This is a genomic window from Pseudomonas sp. S2_C03 (assembly GCF_054668405.1).
On record NZ_CP162766.1, the window covers coordinates 346,849 to 364,552 of the forward strand.

The 17,704-nt window shown below is 61.0% G+C and carries 13 protein-coding genes; 7 read left to right on the top strand and 6 right to left on the bottom strand.

The window, feature by feature from the left end:
* Window positions 1-265: 265 nt before the first annotated feature.
* The 4 genes from AB4N64_RS01645 (at window position 266) to AB4N64_RS01660 (ending at window position 4,405) form a co-directional block, all read left to right on the top strand.
* Complete coding sequence (locus tag AB4N64_RS01645) at window positions 266-1,369, top strand: extracellular solute-binding protein (protein ID WP_460121432.1); 1,104 nt, start codon at window positions 266-268, stop codon at window positions 1,367-1,369.
* A 209-nt stretch (window positions 1,370-1,578) separates the two neighbouring features.
* Window positions 1,579-2,487, top strand: a complete 909-nt coding sequence (locus tag AB4N64_RS01650) for an ABC transporter permease (RefSeq protein ID WP_460121434.1) — start codon at window positions 1,579-1,581, stop codon at window positions 2,485-2,487.
* Entirely contained in the window at window positions 2,484-3,332 is an 849-nt protein-coding gene (locus AB4N64_RS01655) for an ABC transporter permease (RefSeq protein WP_460121436.1), read from the top strand. Before AB4N64_RS01650 ends, AB4N64_RS01655 begins: the two co-directional genes overlap by 4 nt.
* 17 nt (window positions 3,333-3,349) lie before the next feature.
* Complete coding sequence (locus AB4N64_RS01660) at window positions 3,350-4,405, top strand: ABC transporter ATP-binding protein (RefSeq protein ID WP_460121437.1); 1,056 nt, start codon at window positions 3,350-3,352, stop codon at window positions 4,403-4,405.
* Between the two features lie 125 nt (window positions 4,406-4,530).
* Here the strand turns inward: AB4N64_RS01660 and AB4N64_RS01665 are convergent, their stop codons facing one another.
* Window positions 4,531-5,460: an AraC family transcriptional regulator gene (locus AB4N64_RS01665; RefSeq protein ID WP_460121439.1), complete on the bottom strand. Its 930-nt coding sequence runs from the start codon at window positions 5,458-5,460 to the stop codon at window positions 4,531-4,533.
* Window positions 5,461-5,865: 405 nt separating this feature from the next.
* Here AB4N64_RS01665 and AB4N64_RS01670 point away from each other — a divergent pair, with 405 nt between their 5' ends.
* Complete coding sequence (locus AB4N64_RS01670; protein WP_460121440.1) at window positions 5,866-6,219, top strand: putative quinol monooxygenase; 354 nt, start codon at window positions 5,866-5,868, stop codon at window positions 6,217-6,219.
* A 40-nt stretch (window positions 6,220-6,259) separates the two neighbouring features.
* Window positions 6,260-6,493 carry a hypothetical protein gene (locus AB4N64_RS01675; RefSeq protein ID WP_460121442.1) on the top strand — a complete coding sequence of 78 codons (234 nt, stop codon included), beginning with the start codon at window positions 6,260-6,262 and terminating at the stop codon, window positions 6,491-6,493.
* On the opposite strand, the gene AB4N64_RS01680 is transcribed toward AB4N64_RS01675, so the two are convergent.
* Window positions 6,494-7,123 (bottom strand): flavin reductase family protein, encoded by a 630-nt coding sequence (locus AB4N64_RS01680; protein WP_460121444.1) that lies wholly within the window; start codon window positions 7,121-7,123, stop codon window positions 6,494-6,496.
* A 207-nt stretch (window positions 7,124-7,330) separates the two neighbouring features.
* Between AB4N64_RS01680 and AB4N64_RS01685 the strand changes: the two genes are divergently transcribed.
* The gene (locus tag AB4N64_RS01685; protein ID WP_460121446.1) at window positions 7,331-8,086 is read left to right on the top strand and encodes a COG4705 family protein; all 756 of its coding nucleotides are present in this window, start codon (window positions 7,331-7,333) and stop codon (window positions 8,084-8,086) included.
* 79 nt (window positions 8,087-8,165) lie between these two features.
* Here AB4N64_RS01685 and AB4N64_RS01690 read toward each other — a convergent pair whose 3' ends face one another.
* The 4 genes from AB4N64_RS01690 to AB4N64_RS01705 form a co-directional block, all read right to left on the bottom strand.
* On the bottom strand, window positions 8,166-9,482 hold the full coding sequence (locus AB4N64_RS01690) for an MFS transporter (protein WP_460121448.1): 1,317 nt from the start codon (window positions 9,480-9,482) through the stop codon (window positions 8,166-8,168).
* A gap of 239 nt (window positions 9,483-9,721) precedes the next feature.
* Window positions 9,722-11,047: a sigma-54-dependent transcriptional regulator gene (locus AB4N64_RS01695; protein WP_460121450.1), complete on the bottom strand. Its 1,326-nt coding sequence runs from the start codon at window positions 11,045-11,047 to the stop codon at window positions 9,722-9,724.
* Entirely contained in the window at window positions 11,041-12,807 is a 1,767-nt protein-coding gene (locus AB4N64_RS01700) for an ATP-binding protein (RefSeq protein ID WP_460121452.1), read from the bottom strand. Before AB4N64_RS01700 ends, AB4N64_RS01695 begins: the two co-directional genes overlap by 7 nt.
* A gap of 65 nt (window positions 12,808-12,872) precedes the next feature.
* Window positions 12,873-17,558: a SpvB/TcaC N-terminal domain-containing protein gene (locus AB4N64_RS01705; protein WP_460121454.1), complete on the bottom strand. Its 4,686-nt coding sequence runs from the start codon at window positions 17,556-17,558 to the stop codon at window positions 12,873-12,875.
* Between the last annotated feature and the right edge of the window lie 146 nt (window positions 17,559-17,704).

The window sequence follows — 17,704 nt, forward strand, 5'->3', positions numbered from 1 at the left end:
TGGACGTCAACGATCACGCGGAGCATCAGGCAGTCCGCGTCGACCTTGCGACCATCGCGGGCAAGCCCGCTCCCACAGGAACTCAGGCATGCAATGGCGTCATGGCTTCAATGAGTTTTTATCGATAGTCAGGTGTTTTGCACAACCTCAGGATGAACCCGTCGGCTCAGTCATCGCCCCCAATACAGGGGCTCAGGCGGGCCAGGGGCGCAGATGCAACGGTTGCTACCAATCTCATTCCAACAACAATAAATGGGAGTCCGTAATGGGCGAGCACGATCTGAACAGACGTCAATTCATCAAAACCGTGGGTGTGGCCTCCGTCGCGGCGGCGGCCATGAGTATGCCCTTCATCAAGGCCAGCGCCAGCGACACCCGTTTCCAGGGCAAGACCCTGCGTCTGCTGACCTGGTCCGATGACACTGGTCTGGCCGCGCTGCGCAACATCGCCGCGACCTTCGAAGACAAGTACGGCTGCAAAGTCATCGCCGACCGTACCGGCAGTACCTCGGAAATGGTCGCCAAACTCAAGGCCGGCGGTGATCGTCCGCAATACGACATCATCACCCTGGCCGGCGTCGGTGCCGAGGGGCTGGCCGCTGCCGACCTCCTGGAAAAACCCGACCTCAACCGCATTCCCAACCTGGTCGACGTGCCGGAGAAATACCGCACCGGCGCCAACGGCCACGGCATCGGCTACCTGCTGTGGTGCAACAGCCTGGTCTACAGCACTCGCACCATCAAGGACGCACCGGACAGTTACGCTGCCCTGTGGGACGCCGAGTTGTCGCCCAACATTTTCCTGCCGCCGCCGAACTGGACCGAAGCCATGGACCTGATCATCATCGCCGCCAAATTGGCCGGTGGTGACGAGCACAACATCGAGCCGGGCTTCAAGAAACTCGCCGAGCTCAAGGACCGCGTGGTGACCCTGGGCGAAAACCCCAACCAGATCGCCGAACTGTTCCGTACCGGCTCCCTGGACATGGGGGGGCTCTACGCTCCGGCGTTCTTCCCCAAACAGATCCGCGACCCGAACTATGGGCTGGGCGCCACCTTCGGCATGAAGGAAGGTTTCTACACCGACCTGATGCTTTCGGTCATGCCGAAAAATCGTCCGGGCGATACCGACGTGGCCTACGCCTTCATCAACCACTCCCTCGACCCTTTGGTGCAGGGCAAGATGGCCGAAGACATCTACAACGGCCCGGTCAATGCCAAGGCGATCATCTCCGCCGAGGCGCGCAAGAGCCCGTACATCCTCACGCCGGAGCAGATCGCCGAGAAGGCGATCATGCATGACAACGCCTTCCTGGCCTCCGTGCATGACCAATGGATTCGTCGTTACACGGAAATCTTTTCTTCCTGATCGGGTGGTGAACGCAGGTCCTCGAGTCACTGAGGTTCCACTGTGGATGATCCCTTGTGGGAGCGAGCCTGCTCGCGATTGCAGGCTGACATTCAACATCAATGTCGCCTGGCAGATTGCTATCGCGAGCAGGCTCGCTCCCACCGAATGGGTGATGTACCCACGGGACCTGCGTTCGCCAATTGCTTTCCATTGACGAGACCCTAGCTATGGAACATCAACCTCTGACCCACCCGGTAAGTGCTGCCCCCGTGCGCACCAAACGGCGGGTTTCGCCGACGGCCCGTGCCTGGTTTTTCCTGTCGCCGTCGATGCTGTTTCTGGGTGTGCTGATTGCCGCGAGCCTTTTGGTGCTGCGCATGAGCGTCGGCACCAAGGGCGCCGAATGGTCCGGGTTCAGCCTGGCCAGTTACGCGCAATTGCTGGAGCCGTATTACCTCAAGTCCCTGCTGCTGACCCTGCGCCTGGCGCTGATCAGTGCAGTGATCGCCGTGGTGCTGGCGATCCCGGTGGCCTACACCATGTCGCGCCTGACTTCGCCGTTTGTGCGGCGCATCTTCCTCGCGGCGGTGCTGTTGCCGTTATTGGTCAATCTGCTGCTGCAAAGCTATGGCTGGCTAGTGATCCTGGGGCCGGGCGGGATGCTCAACCAGACGCTGATGGGCCTGGGCCTGATCAAGCGGCCGATCATGCTGCTGTACAACCAGAATGGCGTGTTGATGGGCCTGGTGCAGACTGCGTTCCCGCTGGCGGTGTTGCCGATTGCCAGTGCCATGCGGGGTGTCGCCCGCAGTTACGAAGAAGCCGCCGCCACCCTCGGCGCCAGTCGCTGGCAAGTGTTCCGCCAGGTCGTGTTGCCGATGAGTCTGCCGGGGATCATCACGGGTGCGACCCTGGTGTTCGCTTACAACGCGAGCAGCTTCGTGGTGCCGTTGCTGCTCGGTGGCCGGCGCGTTCCGATGCTGGCCGTGATGGTGCATGACCAGATCGCCCCGCTTATGAACTGGCCTGCCGCGTCCGCCGCTGGCGTGGTGCTGATCGTCACGACCCTGGCGATCATGACCCTGTCCGAGTTCATCACTGGCCGTCGCCGCCGCCTGCTGGAGGCATCTCAATGAGTGCCCTGATCAAAAAGCGTCAATCGCTGTTGCCGGGCGATACCGGCAAGTTCGCCGGGATCCTCTCAGGCTTCATCCTGCTGCTGGCAGTGCTGCCGATCCTGACCATGATCGTCATGTCTTTCAGCGGTGCGTCGAACCTCGACTTTCCGCCCAGCAGCTACAGCCTGCAATGGTACAAGGCAGCCTGGCGCACCTTCGTCTCGCCGGACGCCAGCGATGTGCTGAGCCTCGGTCAGGCCATGGCCACCAGCCTGTTGGTTTCGTGCCTGACCATGATCTTCGCCACGCTGATCGCGGTGCCGGCGGCGTACGCGCTAACCCGTTGTGAGTTTCGCGGCAAGGCCGTGGCGCTGCAATTGATGTCATTGCCGCTGGTGTTTCCCATGGTGGTGCTGGGGCTGGCGTTGCTGCTGGTATTCGACAGTCTGCCGTTTCACATGACCACCTCGCGGCTGGTGATTGCCCACGTGATCCTCGCGCTGCCATTCGTGGTGAAAAACTGCACCGCCGCCATGTTGTCCATCGGCAGCGAAATCGAGGAGGCGGCGCAAATGCTCGGCGCCTCACCGCTGCGGGCAATTATCGACGTGGTGGTGCCGCTGATGAAGTCGGGGATCCTGGCGGGCATGCTGCTGGCGTTCATCGTCTCGTTCAACGAGTTCACCGTCACCTATTTCCTCTACACCATCGACGTGATGACCGTGCCCATCTGGATGTACAGCCGCACCGTGTCTTCGCTGGACCCAACCGTGTTCTCGTTTGCCGTGCTGATCGTGTTGATCGACTTTGTCCTGATCTGGGCGCTCGAAAAACTGGTCGGTGAAGGTGGCGTTTCGTTTTGATTGTTGAGGGAGTGCTTATGTCTGGTCTGATTCTGCAAAACGTCGAGAAGCACTACGGTTCGGCCTGCGCGGTCACCGATGTGAACCTGCATCTGCCCGAGGGCAAGTTGGTGTGCTTCCTCGGCCCTTCTGGCTGCGGCAAGACCACCTTGCTGCGCATGATCGCCGGGTTGGAAACCCTGACTGGTGGCGAGATTCGCCTGGATGGCGAAGACATCGGCCACACCCCGGCCCACTTGCGCAACTTCGGCATGGTCTTTCAGTCCCTGGCGCTGTTCCCGCACATGACCGTGGGCGAGAACATCGCTTACCCGCTCAAGCTGCGCGGCGTCGCCAAGGCTGAACAGCAGGCGCGGGTGGTGGAGTTGCTGGAACTGATCCAGCTGCAACCGATGATCAACCGTCCGGTGGCCAAACTGTCCGGCGGACAACGCCAGCGCGTGGCGATTGCCCGGGCAATTGCCTCGCATCCCAAAATCCTCCTGCTCGATGAGCCATTGTCGGCACTGGACGCCAAGCTGCGCGAATCCATGCAGGTGGAAATCCGCCAACTGCAACAACGCCTGAACATCACCACCATCATGGTGACCCACGACCAGCGCGAGGCCATGACCATGGCCGATATTGTCGTCGTGCTGGGCGAGCATCGGGTGCAGCAGGTGGGGACGCCCATCGAGATCTATCGCCATCCGGCCAACGAGTTCGTCGCAGACTTCATTGGTTCGGGCAACATTTTTGCGGCCACGGCGCTGGGTGACGGCAAAGTGAGCCTGCCGGGAGGCGATGCACTGCACGTGCCGATCTGCAGCAGCATCGTGGTGGGGCAGAAGGTCAAGATGCTGATTCGCCCTGAAGACTTGCAACTGTCCGCGCCCCAGGCAACGGCAGGTAACCGCTTGCTCGGCAAAGTGACGTTCGTGCGGGATATCGGTGCGACGATCGAGACCACGGTGGAGTGCTCCGGGGTGTCGTTCACGGCGTTGAGCACGCCATGCCAGGGCATTGGCTTGAGCGTCGGGCATCCGGTGTCGGTGACGTTGCCGGTTGAGGCGTGTCGGGTGCTTGGGGCTTGAACTGGATTTGATGTAGGTCTTGCTGGCCTCATCGCGGGCAAGCCCGCTCCCACAGTTGGAATGCGTTCTCCTGTAGGAGCGGGCTTGCCCGCGATGAGGCCATCAGCCCTAATGCAAAAGCCGGATCAAACCGACAACCGCAACCGCGCCAAATCCCGTAATGGCGGCGCCCCGAACAACCGGCTGTACTCGCGGCTGAACTGCGAGGGGCTTTCATATCCCACGCGATACCCTGCCGCCGAAGCCTCAAGCCCTTCGGCCAGCATCAACCGGCGCGCTTCCTGCAAGCGCAGTTGCTTCTGATATTGCAGCGGACTCATTGCCGTCATCGCCTTGAAGCGGTGATGCAGCGTCGACACGCTCAGGTTCACTTCCCTGGCCAGGTCATCGATGCGCAGAGGCTGTTCGTAGTTGCCGTTGAGCCATTTGATCGCCTGGCTGATGCGGTGGCTCTGACTGTTCGCGATGGCGATTTCGTACAGCCGATGGCCCTGTGGGCTGCGCAGTAGACGATAGAGGATCTCCCGGCGGATGAGCGGCGCGAGCATGGCGATGTCCTTGGGCGTTTCCAGCAACCGCGCCAGGCGCAGCACGGCGTCGAGCATCGCTGTGTCGATCCGCTCCACATACAGGCCACGGCCGGTAGGGCGGGTGGGTACACCCATGGGGCCGGCGTCGGCGATCAGCGCGGTGATCTCGGCGGGGTCGATGTCCAGACGAATGGCCAGGATCGGTTCCTCCGAGGTGACGTTTACCACCCGTCCGCTCAACGGCATCGAAACCGACACCACCAGGTAATTCAGCGGGTCGTAGTTGAAAATCTCATCCGACAGCCGCACCTCCTTGCGCCCTTGGGCCATGATGCACAGCGCCGGTTGCGCCAGCACCGAGGCGAAATCGTGGGACTTGCTGTACCGGGACATGAACAGCGAATCGACCGCAGTCGCGTAGTTGCCATCATCGGTGGTGATGCGACGGATGATATCGGCCAATTCCGCGCGCTGTTTTTCCATGTCGGCGTCCAGCGGGGCTTGAAGGTGATCGAACGATGTCATGCCGGGCATCCTCGCAGCGCGTTGAAAGTCAGCTGAGAATAGATTCGTGCAAGGCGAAGCGGTAGATACATTCTGCGAAATGCTTGCCTGATCCTGCAACGTCACGGCATACACGAAGCCCCTGTAGGAGCGAGCATGCTCGCGATGGAGGCCCGGACATCGCGGGGTGTCAGGTGTCCAGCGTCGTCGTTGACCACCCTCGCGAGCATGCTCGCTCCTACAGAAAACAGTGCGGCACTCCGGCTACACGCTTTTACACATTGTTACAGGTGCCGGAAACACCTTCGCAGGAATGTGCAAAAAGCCGGCAGGAATCGACTAACGCGACGGCCCGTGCGCGATTAACCTTTGATCCTGTCGCAGCCCGTCCCACGGCTGCCACCCGAGTACCTGGGAGGGTTGAACATGTCCACACAGAATCCCGTCAGTCATATGGTTCTGGCGCGCGCTCGCGCCGGACGCTCGACAGAGCTGGGTGCGCGGCTCAGCGCCCTGATCCATCCGACCCGCAGCGCGCCGGGTTGCCTGAGTTTTTCATTGCAGCATTCGCAGTGCGATCCGGATTTGTGGCTGGTCTGCGGTTTCTGGACGCATCAGTCAGCCATGACGACTTACTTCAATACGCCGGGCATGCAGATTTTTGCCGAACTGGTCCAGGAGTTGGTGGTCGATAATCTGGACTTTCATACCTTCAAGGACGTGACCGCCATTCAGGCATCGGGGCAAACTCGGTCCTGGGTACACAAAATGGCGGGTTGAAGGTTTAATGGCGCAACTTCCCACCCGTCAGGACCCCGACATGGCACGTAAAGCCTTTGAAACCTTTGAAGCGGTATCTGCCGTAGTCCCCCGTGAAGGCGGTGGTTACTACGCGGCGATCGCCACCAAACAGATCGGTGGCGCCGGAGCACCGCGCTTCAACAAACTGCTGGAAGATCAGAGCTTCAAGACCGCCATGGAAGCCGACGAAGCAGCGGCCCTGGAGTTGATGCGCCTTAAAGGCGTAGGTGAAGAAGGCGAATTGATCTGGTAGTTACCTGGTCGCGCCAGGGCGGTACATCTTGAACAAAGCCTCAGGCCCCAACTGGAAGTAATCCGCCGGCCCGCCCCCGCGCAGAATCGGCTCTGCGGCGGCGGTATCGTACACCCCCTCTTTCAACAGCCACTTGGCAATGTGCACGGCCACCACTTCGCCAAGGATCAGCCAGCTCGGCACGACGTTGCCGTCAGCCCGTCGCAATTGGATGATCTGTGTGACCTTGCACTCAAACGACACCGGGCTTTCGGCCACCCGTGGCACCTGGATGACTTTCGATGCCACGGGTGTCAGCCCGGACAACGCGAACTCATCGACCTCGGGTCCGACCATGGCGCAGCTCTGGTTCATCTGCTCGGCCAGCGGCCGCGTGGCCAGGTTCCAGGCAAACTCGCCGGTCTGCTCGATGTTGTTCAGGCTGTCTTTGCGTCCGACACTGGAGAATCCAATGATCGGCGGGATGTAGTTGAAGGCGTTGAAAAAACTATAGGGCGCCAGGTTCAGGCGGCCTTGGGCATCTTGCGAGGAGATCCAGCCAATGGGGCGTGGGCCGACGATGGCGTTGAACGGATCGTGGGGCAGGCCGTGGCCGTTGGCGGGTTCATAGAAGTGGATGTCGTCAGCCATGGCGAGGGTTCCTGAGTGCTGTTGCGGGTGGGGAGGGCCATAGTGCAAGGGCCGGGCGGCAATTTCCAGTGTGGCGACTTATTCGCCATATCGGCCTGCGTGACAGTTTTTTCATAAACTCCTCACCGGTTTTTCACCCTGTGGTCTCCACTCTGCGCACCACCAAGCCCAAGCAGCGGCTGATCTGACCCATGGAGCCCCGTCCCGATGAATAAACTTCCGCAAATCACCCTGGCGTTCTGGGTGATGAAGATCTGCGCGACTACCCTGGGTGAAACGGCAGGTGACTTGCTGTCGATGACCCTCGACGTCGGCTATGCCATGAGTTCGCTCATCCTCATCAGCGTGTTCGTGCTCACGCTGGTCACGCAACTGCTGTCGAAGACCTACAAGCCAGTGCTGTACTGGATGGTGATTCTGTCGACCAGCACGGCGGGCACCACGATGTCCGACTTCATGGACCGCACCCTCGGCCTGGGTTATGCCACGGGGTCGATGATTCTCATCGCGATCCTGATCGGGATTTTTGCGGCGTGGCGTTTGAGCGGCGATTCGCTGAACGTCAACAAAGTCCAGACCTTTCGCGGGGAAATGTTCTACTGGATGGCGATTCTGTTTTCCAACACCTTGGGCACGGCGCTCGGTGATTACCTGGCTGACGATTCGGGCCTGGGTTTTGCCGGTGGCGCACTGTTGATCGGCTCCACCATTGCGCTGGTGGTGCTGCTCAAGTACTTCACGAAGATTTCGTCGGTGCTGTTGTTCTGGGTGGCGTTCGTGCTGACCCGACCGTTTGGTGCGACCTTGGGCGATTTCCTGACCAAGCCCCATGAAAAGGGTGGCCTGGATTTCGGCACCATCGGTTCGTCGCTGGTATTGGCGGGGATTTTGGTGGTGATGATTGCGGGTGCTTCGATGGCGCAAAAACGCTATGGCCGGCAGCAGGTTGCCGAGTTGTCCTGACCATTTATCGCGAGCAAGCTCGCTCCTACAGGTACGCCGATCAAACTGTAGGAGCGAGCTTGCTCGCGAGGAGGGTCTATCAGTCCGTCACAATCCGCGAATGCTTGCGGGTGTCTTTCATGGTGATGTACACCAACAACGACACGGCAATACACGCGGTCACGTACCAGTAGTAGCCGGTTTCCATGCCGATGCTCTTGAACCACAGCGCGACGTATTCAGCGGTGCCGCCGAAGATCGATACGGTCAGTGCGTACGGCAGGCCGACGCCCAGGGCGCGGATTTCGGTCGGGAACAGTTCGGCCTTCACCACGGCGTTGATCGAGGTGTAGCCGCTGACGATGATCAGCGCCGCCATGATCAGGAAGAACGCGCCCCACCAGGTCTGGATGGTGTGCAGGGTCATCAGGATCGGTACGGTGAAGATCGTGCCCAGTACGCCGAAGGCGATCAGGATCGGGCGACGACCGATCTTGTCCGACAGGCCGCCGATGATCGGTTGCAGGCACATGAACAGAAACAGGGTCGCGGCAGAAATGGTGGTGGAGTCGGAAATGCTCATGCCGACGGTGTTCACCAGGTATTTCTGCATGTAGGTGGTGTAGGTGTAGAACGCCAGCGTACCGCCCATGGTCAGGCCGACCACGGTCAGCAGTTCCTTGGGGTGACGCATCAAGGTGCGCATCGCGCTTTCCTTGGCCTTGTCTTTCTTGACGAAGGACTCGGTCTCTTCCATGCCACGACGCAGGTACAGCGCAACCACGGCACACAGCGCGCCGATGGCGAACGGGATACGCCAGCCCCAGGCGTACAGCTCTTCGGTGGTCAGGAAGTTCTGCAGCACGATCAGTACGGCCAAAGCGATGAGCTGGCCGGAGATCAGCGTCACGTACTGGAAGCTGGAGAAGAATCCGCGACGCTCCTTGGTCGCCATTTCGCTCAGGTACGTTGCGGAGGTGCCGTACTCGCCACCGACCGACAGGCCCTGCAACAGACGGGCGAAGACCAGCAGGATCGGCGCGCCGATGCCGATGGTTTCATAACCCGGGCTCAGGGCGATCAGCAGAGAACCGAAGCACATCAGGTAAACCGAGGCCATCAGTGCGCGTTTACGTCCGGCGCGGTCGGCGTAGAGGCCCATCAGCCAGCCACCGATTGGACGCATCAAAAAGCCCACGGCGAAGATCGCGGCGGTGTTGAGCAGTTGTGCGGTGGTGTCGCCCTTGGGGAAGAAGGTCTTGGCGAAGTACAGCGAGAAGGCGGCATAGACGTACCAGTCGTACCACTCGACCATGTTGCCGACCGAGCCGCTGAAGATCGATTTGATCCGGCTGGCAGTCGTTTTGGGAGCGGCCACGGCAGCCGACCCAAGGGGCAGGGTGTTGGAGTTATCCATTGAAGGATCCTTCGTTTAATTGTTTTTAGAGAGGCGTGTTTAAACGCAGCCTGGGAGGGCTATAGCAGGAGGTGTGCCAAGGGGTGGAGGCCCGGTTTAGAAGGGGCGCGGGAATGGAGTGAGCGGAAATCCGCTTATGGGAGAGATGAGGTGAGCGGAATATTGCTTATGCCTGGAGGTTTGCCGTTGTTTGTACTGGCCTCTTCGCGGGCTTGCCCGCGATGAGGCCGTTATAGTCGCTACAAAAACATCTCCCGGCTCAATCCATGCCGCTGCATCTTTTCATTGAAGGTCCGACGCGGCAGTTGCAGTTCTTCCAGTACTGCTTTCACATCGCCCTTGTGCCGGGTCAGCGCGGCACGCAGGCATTGCGCCTCGAACGCCTCCTGCTGCGCCGCCAGCGATTGGCCGGCCTCGATACCCACCGGCTCCGGTTCGCCCAACCCCAGCACCTGACGCTCGGCGACATTCGCCAGTTCGCGTACGTTACCTGGCCAGTCGTGGCTCAGCAGGCGGCTCAGTTGCGGCCCGCTCAAGGGCGCAACGCTGCGCCCGAGCCGCTCGGCGGCATGGCGCGCGAAGGACTCGTACAGCAGGGGAATGTCCTCACGGCGATCACGCAAGGGGGGCAGGCGCAACTCGGCAACGTTCAGTCGATAGGCCAGGTCTTCGCGGAATCGCCCGGCTCGCGCCTCCTCCAGCAGATCGGGCTTGGTGGCGGCGATGATGCGCAGGTCCACGCGAATGCTCTGGTTCGAGCCCAGGCGTTCGAGCTTCTGCTCCTGCAACACCCGCAACAATTTCACCTGCTGGGCCAGCGGCATGCTTTCGATTTCGTCGAGGAACAAGGTGCCTCCATCGGCATATTCGAGCTTGCCGATGCGCTTGCCCTGGGCGCCGGTAAAGGCGCCGCTTTCATGGCCGAACAACTCGGCCTCGAACAATTGCTCGGGGATCGCCGCACAATTGAGCGCCACGAACGGCCGCTCGGCGCGTGGCCCGAAGTCATGCAGGCAGCGGGCGACCAGTTCCTTGCCGCTACCGGTCTCACCCCGGATCAACACGTTCACCGGCAGCGTCGCCAGGTCCAGCACTTGCTGGCGCAGGGTCTGCAAACCACGGGACACGCCCAGCAACGTTGCATCGAGTTTGGCCCGGTTGTCCGCCTGCTCGTGCAATGCACGGTTTTCCAGAACCAGCCGGCGCTTATCCAGAGCGCGGCGCAGGCTACCGAGCAGGGTTTCCGGGCTGAAGGGTTTCTCCAGGAAGTCGTAGGCGCCATCGCGCATGGCATCGACCGCCATCGGCACGTCGCCGTGGCCAGTCAGCAGGATCACCGGCAGGTCGGCATCGCGACGCTGGAGTTCGGCCAGCAGTTCCAGGCCGCTCATGCCGGGCATGCGCACGTCGCTGAGGATCACTCCGGGAAAATGCCGCGGCAGTTGTGCCAGGCAATCTTCGGCGCGGCTGAACAGTTGCACCTCGAAGCCGGAAAGGCTCAGCCATTGTTCGACGGCACTGCGAATGCTGCCTTCGTCGTCGACCACCATCACTGAATTCAACATGCGCCTGGGGCCTCCGGATCGATGGGCAGGGTGACGGTGAAGACCGCGCCGTTGGCGTGATTGGCCGCACTCAGGCGTCCGCCCGATTCATGAACGATAGCGAAGGATACGGCCAGACCGATGCCCAGGCCATCGCCCACCGGCTTGGTGGTGAAGAAGGGGTCGAAGACCTTGACCAGGTTTTCCTCGGCGATGCCGCTGCCGTTGTCGATGACGCTCAGGCACCATAACTGCTCGTCGGCTTCGAGGCGGATTTCCAGGCGTTTGCAGGGGGTATCGTGCATCGCGTCCAGGGCATTGCGCAGCAGGTTGATCAACACCTGTTCCAGGCGGATCGCATCGCCGCGCACCCATGCCGGCCGGGTCAGGTGCAGCACGGTGCTGACCTGTTCATCGCGCAGGCGGGTGTCGAGCAGGTGCAGCGACTGGTCGACCACTGCCGCCAGGTCCAGACGTTCGCGCAAGCCGCTGGGGCTTTTGCGGGCGAAGGTCTTCAAATGACCCGTGAGGGCGGCCATGCGCGTGAGCATGTCATCCACGGGTTTTAACGCCTTGTAGGCGTCATCGACGCGGCCGTGGTCGAGCAGCAGGCGCAAGGTCGCCAATTGCATGCGTTGCGCGGTCAGCGGCTGATTGATTTCATGGGCCAGCGCCGCCGACATCTGCCCCAGCGCCGCCAGCTTGGCCGATTGCACCAGGCCGTCCTGAGCGGTACGCAGGTCGCGAGTGCGTTCTTCCACCAGACGCTCGAGTTCCTCGCGACTGCGCTGGCGCATTTTGGCCAGGCGCCAGCGTTGATAGAGGAACAACAGCAGAAATACCAGCGTCAGCCACAGGCCGGCAGCGGCCAGCGCGGCGTTGCGCGTGTCTTCGAAGGCCACCTGCGGGCGCCGCAGCAGGTGCAGGGTCCAGCCCTCCGCGCTCAACGGCAGGGACTCCCACAAGTAGTCGGCCTTGCCGTTCGGACCCTGCACCTGCGCCAGCACACTGTTGTCGTCGAAATGGCGCAGGGTGTGATAGTCCAACTGGGTCAGCGGCTGCTTGTCGTACTGGCGAGTGCTCTTGAGTTCGGCCTGGTCGCTGTCGCTCAGCGGCTTCAGCAGGCGATAGCGCCAGCCCGGCTGGTTGGCGATGAATACGATCCCGCGCGCGTCGCTGACCAGCAGCGTGTCGGTGCCCTGGCGCCATTCACGCTCCAGTTCGGGAAACTCCAGCTTGACCACCATCGCCCCGAGGAACCGGCCATCGTCATCGGTGACGGCACTGGACAGGAAATAACCGGGAATGCCACTGGTCACCCCCACCGCATAAAACCGCCCGGTGCCCTGGGTGCGGGTCTGCATGAAATAGGGGCGAAAGCCGTAGTTGTGGCCGACGTAACTGCTCGGCAGGCGCCAGTTGCTCGCCGCCACGGCCAGCCCGGTGTGGTCCAGCAGTTCCAGGGTCGAGGATTGCGCCGCGCCGTTGATCTGCTCCAGTTTACGGTTCAGCGCGTCCTGCAATTGAGGCGTCACCGGCCCCCTGAGCGCCGAGCGCAGTTCCGGGTCGAGCGCCAAAACTGCGGGCAGGGTGCGATAGCGTTCGATCAGGGTGTGCAGGGAGTTGGCGTACAGGCCCAGCTGCTGATTGGCGCGCGCGGCGTCCTCGACCAGCGCCGCACGTTCGGCCTGGCGCATGGCGAGGGTGGCGGCGAGGATGGTGCCGGCGATGATCAGCAAGGTATAGAGCGTCAAACGCAGGGCACGGTTAATCGGGATCATGGGACGCGAGTCGAGCCGGTTGATGGGAGGCGCAAGATAGCATGCGGGCTATCGGGCGCCATTGATCATCGTCCGGGTCGAGCGTTCAGACCGCTCCCGTCTGGATCAATGCAACGTCCAGGGGTTTTTCCTTTTTCCGCCGGTGGTGGATCGAAGTTGTCGTTCTCATCGAACGCGGCGGTGTACCAGGTGCGATAGCACATTTCACGCCGCAAGGGTTTGAGCTCGGCATTCGGGCCCTGGGGCATTTTTTTTGCCAGGATGGTCTCCGTTGGCCGTCCGAGGGGGTCGTAGAACTGTCTGTCGTGATACTGGACCTCGCGTAACGATACGTCCTTGACCCAGCGGGAACTGTCGGCGAAATAGGGGCGGTAGATCCGCACCGGCAAACCCTTGTTGTTGAACTCCTGGCGCGCGCTGACCCGAAAGCGCCGGGCCGCTTCGGCCTCTTCTGGCGTACCGTCGGCCTTGAGTTTCAAGGTGCCGTCGGGGAGTACCACCCAGGCTTTGCCGGGTTCTACTTCCTGCTTGGTCTGCAGTTCGCGATCAAAACCGTCGTGATGGGTGATCGTTATGCGCACCTGCTTGTCAGGATCCTTTGGGTAACGATCGGCCAGGAACACTGCCCCGTGCCTGGGTTGGCGCGTGGCAGTGTCGACATACTGCTTGAGCAACTGTTCGTGGGCGCTCGGCGTTTCCAGCTCCAACACATGCTGACGGGCCCGATCACACAGGTGCCCGCTGGGCAGAATGAAGCCGGCGGCCAACGCCCAGTCGAACCATGGTCCTTGCAGCGGCTGGGTCTCCGGAACACGGCCCATCCAGGCGAACAGATCGGTGAACAGCGCCGAGGCATAGTTGCCGATGGCCTCGTCGGGGTTTTCGATGGCGTGCGCCGGGCTTTGATCTTCTGGCGGTACATAGTCTTCCAGTGGATCGAAGCCCACGGGTTGACCCAGTTCGGTGCCGAAAAAACTGGTGACCTTTACATCACCAAAGGCGTTGTAGCTTGCTTGCTGGGCGTTCTGATTGGGATCGATGATGGTTTTGGGCAGAAAGGTGTAGTAGTCGACGTCTTTGATCCGGGTGATGCAACCGTCGGGCAACTCGACCGACTCGTGCACGCAGTCGTAAGCGTCTTGCGTGACCTTGGTAATGCCGTGGCTCCGGGTCTGCTGGAAATAGTCGACGTTGTGGAAACGCCCCTTGTCGAGGTAATGCATGAACCCCCGGTGGATTGACCACAGGTAGTTCTTCGCGTCGCTCGGGTCCTCCGGCGGCGGTTGGTCAACCTCGGGCAGGAACGGGTCCATGATGTGGTAGCCCACTTCGCGGGATTCGAGCTTCTCCTTGAGGTTGAACGGCATGTTGCCGTTTTCATCCTTGAGTTTGTCGTAGGCGCCGAGGGCTTTTCTGTCCAGCTCGGCAATCTCCACGTACCCGGGCAGCGCCTCGACAGTCGCCACGCCCTTGGGCAGCGTCTCATTGGTCGCCGGGTCGACGTAAAATTGCATGGACATACCCGCCAGTTCCGCTCGCCTCGCCCAGTCGCCGTTTTCGTCGGTCTGTGAGACGAAATGCTCGTGGTGGATGTTTTCGGGGATCAACTCAGCCTTTTCGAGTACCAGGGCATTCACGCGCTCGCGAAAGTGCAGAGCCAGCCGATAGGGCATTCCCGATTTCCAGTTCGCCTCGTCATACACGTGGATGAGTTCGGCTTTGGTTTCGGTTAGGTAATGGTACTGCTGAGCTTCATCGTGAGCGTCGCGCCAATAGCGGTTTTCATGCTCGTCGGCGAAAGGCGGATTTTCCGGGGTTGTGCGGCGCGCGTAATACACCACGCAAGCGTGCAGTACGTTGCCGTACGGGTCCCATCCCAGATTCAGTTGATGCTCACAGCGGGGGTCATCCGGCAGTTCGGGTTCGTACTGGTAGCTGATCGACTCCAGCCCCATCGCTTGCACCACTGAATAAGGATTGTGTTCACCTTTTGCGCGCAGCAGGCGCACTTGCAAACGGTTTTCCGTGACCCCATAGGGCACCCGTGGATGGTCAGCCGCGAACACTTCCGTGCGTCGGACCGAGCCGCTGAGCGTGCGGGCAATTTCGCGGGCCGTTTCCTCGTCCGGCTCGAAGGGTTCCGCCGCCCGGTCGCGGGTGTGGTAGCGCTCCAACCGAGTGGGTTTGAGGTCCACGGCTTTGCCGTCGCCGCAGTAATAGCCGTCCCTTGGTGGGTCGATGAACTCGCCCGTGTGATACCAGGTCTTGCTCAGGACCGGCGCGGTGAAGCCTTCGGCCGCCCGTTGCGCCGGGGTCCCTTCGGTGTCGGTCTGTAGCACCAGGCCAAAGCCACGGAATTCGCGCTCGATGGGGTCGTAGTAACCGTGGCGATAGCTCAAGACCTGCGACAATTGAGTGCCAGTGATTTCATCGAGTTGGGTCTGTTGTTTGACCAGGTGCAGGGCGAAGGGCAATTTGGAAATGACGATTTTTTTCGGGTCGACTTGATGCTGCTCGAATTCATCGTCCAGTTGTTCCTGCGCTGAACTGCGATAGCGGATCGTGCTGGCAGCCCCCATGTTGTTATTGCTGCGATTGATGAGGTACGGCTTGGCGCGGACAAAGTCATAACGCCAGTGGCGTGGCGACATGTGCGGGACGGTCAGGACGATGCTGGTGCACCCCAACCCGAGCAAATCAGCGGTAGTCACCTGGCAGAAGCGGTCGTAACGGACGCCTTCCGGCCAGGGGATATCAACGGACTCGGTGGCAAAGCCCTTGCCGGCGTGGTTCATGAACACGCGCATGCAGCCGGATTCCAGGTAGATCAGGTCAGCGGCCCCTGAGCCATCCACGTCCGCGATCAGCACACGCGAGGCATTGAACGCGTTGTAATCAAATGTGGGTGATTGCAGCACAACCGGTTGGCCGAAGCGCCCATGCCCGAGGTTGGGCCAGCATTGCAGCGAGTTGCACCGCAGGCGAAACAGGTGCTGTTTGCCGCTGCCCAATAAATCACCAAACCCCACCACCTCCGTTTCCCAGTTGTCGCCAGGTTGCGGCAGTGCAAGGTCGCCCTGGTGCGGCACATCCCGGGCGCTGGTAAACCCTTTGTCCTGGCCCAGGTTGGTGTACAGGCGCACGCTGTTGTTGCCGATCATCGCCACGTGCGTGCGGCCATCACCGACCAGGTCGACCATCTGTGCCTTGGGATGGAAGAACTCGGCAGGGAAGGATTTATAGGGCACGAACTGGGACCATTCCCGCTCCGGGGTCATGGAGATAAAACCGTTCATGCTCGGGGAGTTATAGCCAAACTCCAGGCTGCCATCACCGTTCAGATCGCTGAGTGTCTGCCTGATGGGTTTACGGCTGTCTCCCACCGGGATCGAGGGCAGCGCCTTGAAGTCGCCGTACCGCACCTCATCACTGCCGGCTTCTTTCCGGAGGGGCTCGCTGAAATGCCAGGCCTTGTCGTCGCGGTACAGAACACCCGGTATGCCCTTGTTGTACAAATCGACCAACTGATAGCGCTGACCGTCGTTGAGCCCCGGCATCTCGGGAAAAGCCTGCCAACCGGGCTGGCGATCCGGGTTGGCCTCGAAGGGGGCGTAACGAAATTCCATGGGCGGCCGGCTTTCCACGTTGCCGAAGCTGTCGTACGCCTGGAAATGGGCGGCCACCAGTTGGCTGTAGTCGAGGTCGGTCTCCTGGTGCGACAGGAATAGCCGTCTCACCAGAAACGGATGAGCCTGTACCTCTGGAAAATGGTGGAACATCAATACCTGACGGCAAAGACGGCGGGTGTGCAACTCAAAACCATAGTCATAGTGTGTGAACGGATCGGCGCGCACTGTCCACTCGCCATATTGATCCCCCGGCTGCGAATAGGGAGGGCCATAAACCGGTTGTTTCGTCAGGTCGTGTTCGCGTTCGCCGTAGTCGAACAGCAGGTGAAACAGGAAATGCACATCGGCCCAGCCCTCGGGCTTCAACGAATACAGTTCCGGTTCGGCCTTGGCGTTGCCGTACAGCACCCGATGCAGGTAGCGCTGGGAGCGGAAGTCACGTCCCTGGTTGTCTTCGGGGCCACCGGTGTCCGCTTTGTACTCGCAGACAATGTGCTGACCGTATACGTCCCTCTGCTCCTCGAACATCCACACTCCGGTGCGATCGACTGCCGTTGGCTGGCCATCGTCCCGGGGCTCGGCCCGGCGCGCGTTCAGTGACTTGCCATAGATACGGGTGCTGCCATCGGCACTCTGGATCTTGAAGAACCCGCCAACATCCTCGTCATTGAACCAGCGCTCGACCTTGGCGAAGGCACCTTCATCGCGCGCTTGATAGCGCAGCACCTGGTAAGCGGTGGTACCGATCTTGTCGGTGCTGACGACGATCTCGCCGTCCGCCCCCAGCTCCGGCATCAGCACTTCACCGCCGGGGCCGACGATCACGTCGTTGTTTTTTTCGTACACCGGCACGCCTTTGCTGGTGCGCACAGTGAGGGCATTGACGTCTGCGTGCCAGCCCGTACCGAAATGACCACTGCCCACCTGGCTGCTGTAGCTCAGGCCGATTTGCGGCACCAGGCTTCGATTGGGGGCGGCGGAAATCGGCAGCGGCAAGGACATCTCGGCAGAACCGTTGGGCCCCGCAGGCGACCAGCTGCCGAAACTGGCAATGGCGCCGCCCATTTTCGGCTGGGCGGGGACGGCAATGTTGATCGTGCCTTTAGGGTCTTCTGTGGCCATTTGCATTTCCACCTGACAAGGACGCACCTGTGCACTCAACTTATCAGCGGATTCGCGGGCTGTGACCTGTCACATCTGACAGGTCGGCCCCATAAAGGAGGAAAATCGCCGTTGCGCAGGCGAAAAAAAACCGGCCCGTCATCGCT

Coding starts and splice junctions, on each gene's coding strand:
- AB4N64_RS01645 (WP_460121432.1), top strand. CDS start 266: ATGGGCGAGCACGATCTGAACAGACGTCAATTCATCAAAACCGTGGGT.
- AB4N64_RS01650 (WP_460121434.1), top strand. CDS start 1,579: ATGGAACATCAACCTCTGACCCACCCGGTAAGTGCTGCCCCCGTGCGC.
- AB4N64_RS01655 (WP_460121436.1), top strand. CDS start 2,484: ATGAGTGCCCTGATCAAAAAGCGTCAATCGCTGTTGCCGGGCGATACC.
- AB4N64_RS01660 (WP_460121437.1), top strand. CDS start 3,350: ATGTCTGGTCTGATTCTGCAAAACGTCGAGAAGCACTACGGTTCGGCC.
- AB4N64_RS01665 (WP_460121439.1), bottom strand. CDS start 5,460: ATGACATCGTTCGATCACCTTCAAGCCCCGCTGGACGCCGACATGGAA.
- AB4N64_RS01670 (WP_460121440.1), top strand. CDS start 5,866: ATGTCCACACAGAATCCCGTCAGTCATATGGTTCTGGCGCGCGCTCGC.
- AB4N64_RS01675 (WP_460121442.1), top strand. CDS start 6,260: ATGGCACGTAAAGCCTTTGAAACCTTTGAAGCGGTATCTGCCGTAGTC.
- AB4N64_RS01680 (WP_460121444.1), bottom strand. CDS start 7,123: ATGGCTGACGACATCCACTTCTATGAACCCGCCAACGGCCACGGCCTG.
- AB4N64_RS01685 (WP_460121446.1), top strand. CDS start 7,331: ATGAATAAACTTCCGCAAATCACCCTGGCGTTCTGGGTGATGAAGATC.
- AB4N64_RS01690 (WP_460121448.1), bottom strand. CDS start 9,482: ATGGATAACTCCAACACCCTGCCCCTTGGGTCGGCTGCCGTGGCCGCT.
- AB4N64_RS01695 (WP_460121450.1), bottom strand. CDS start 11,047: ATGTTGAATTCAGTGATGGTGGTCGACGACGAAGGCAGCATTCGCAGT.
- AB4N64_RS01700 (WP_460121452.1), bottom strand. CDS start 12,807: ATGATCCCGATTAACCGTGCCCTGCGTTTGACGCTCTATACCTTGCTG.
- AB4N64_RS01705 (WP_460121454.1), bottom strand. CDS start 17,558: ATGGCCACAGAAGACCCTAAAGGCACGATCAACATTGCCGTCCCCGCC.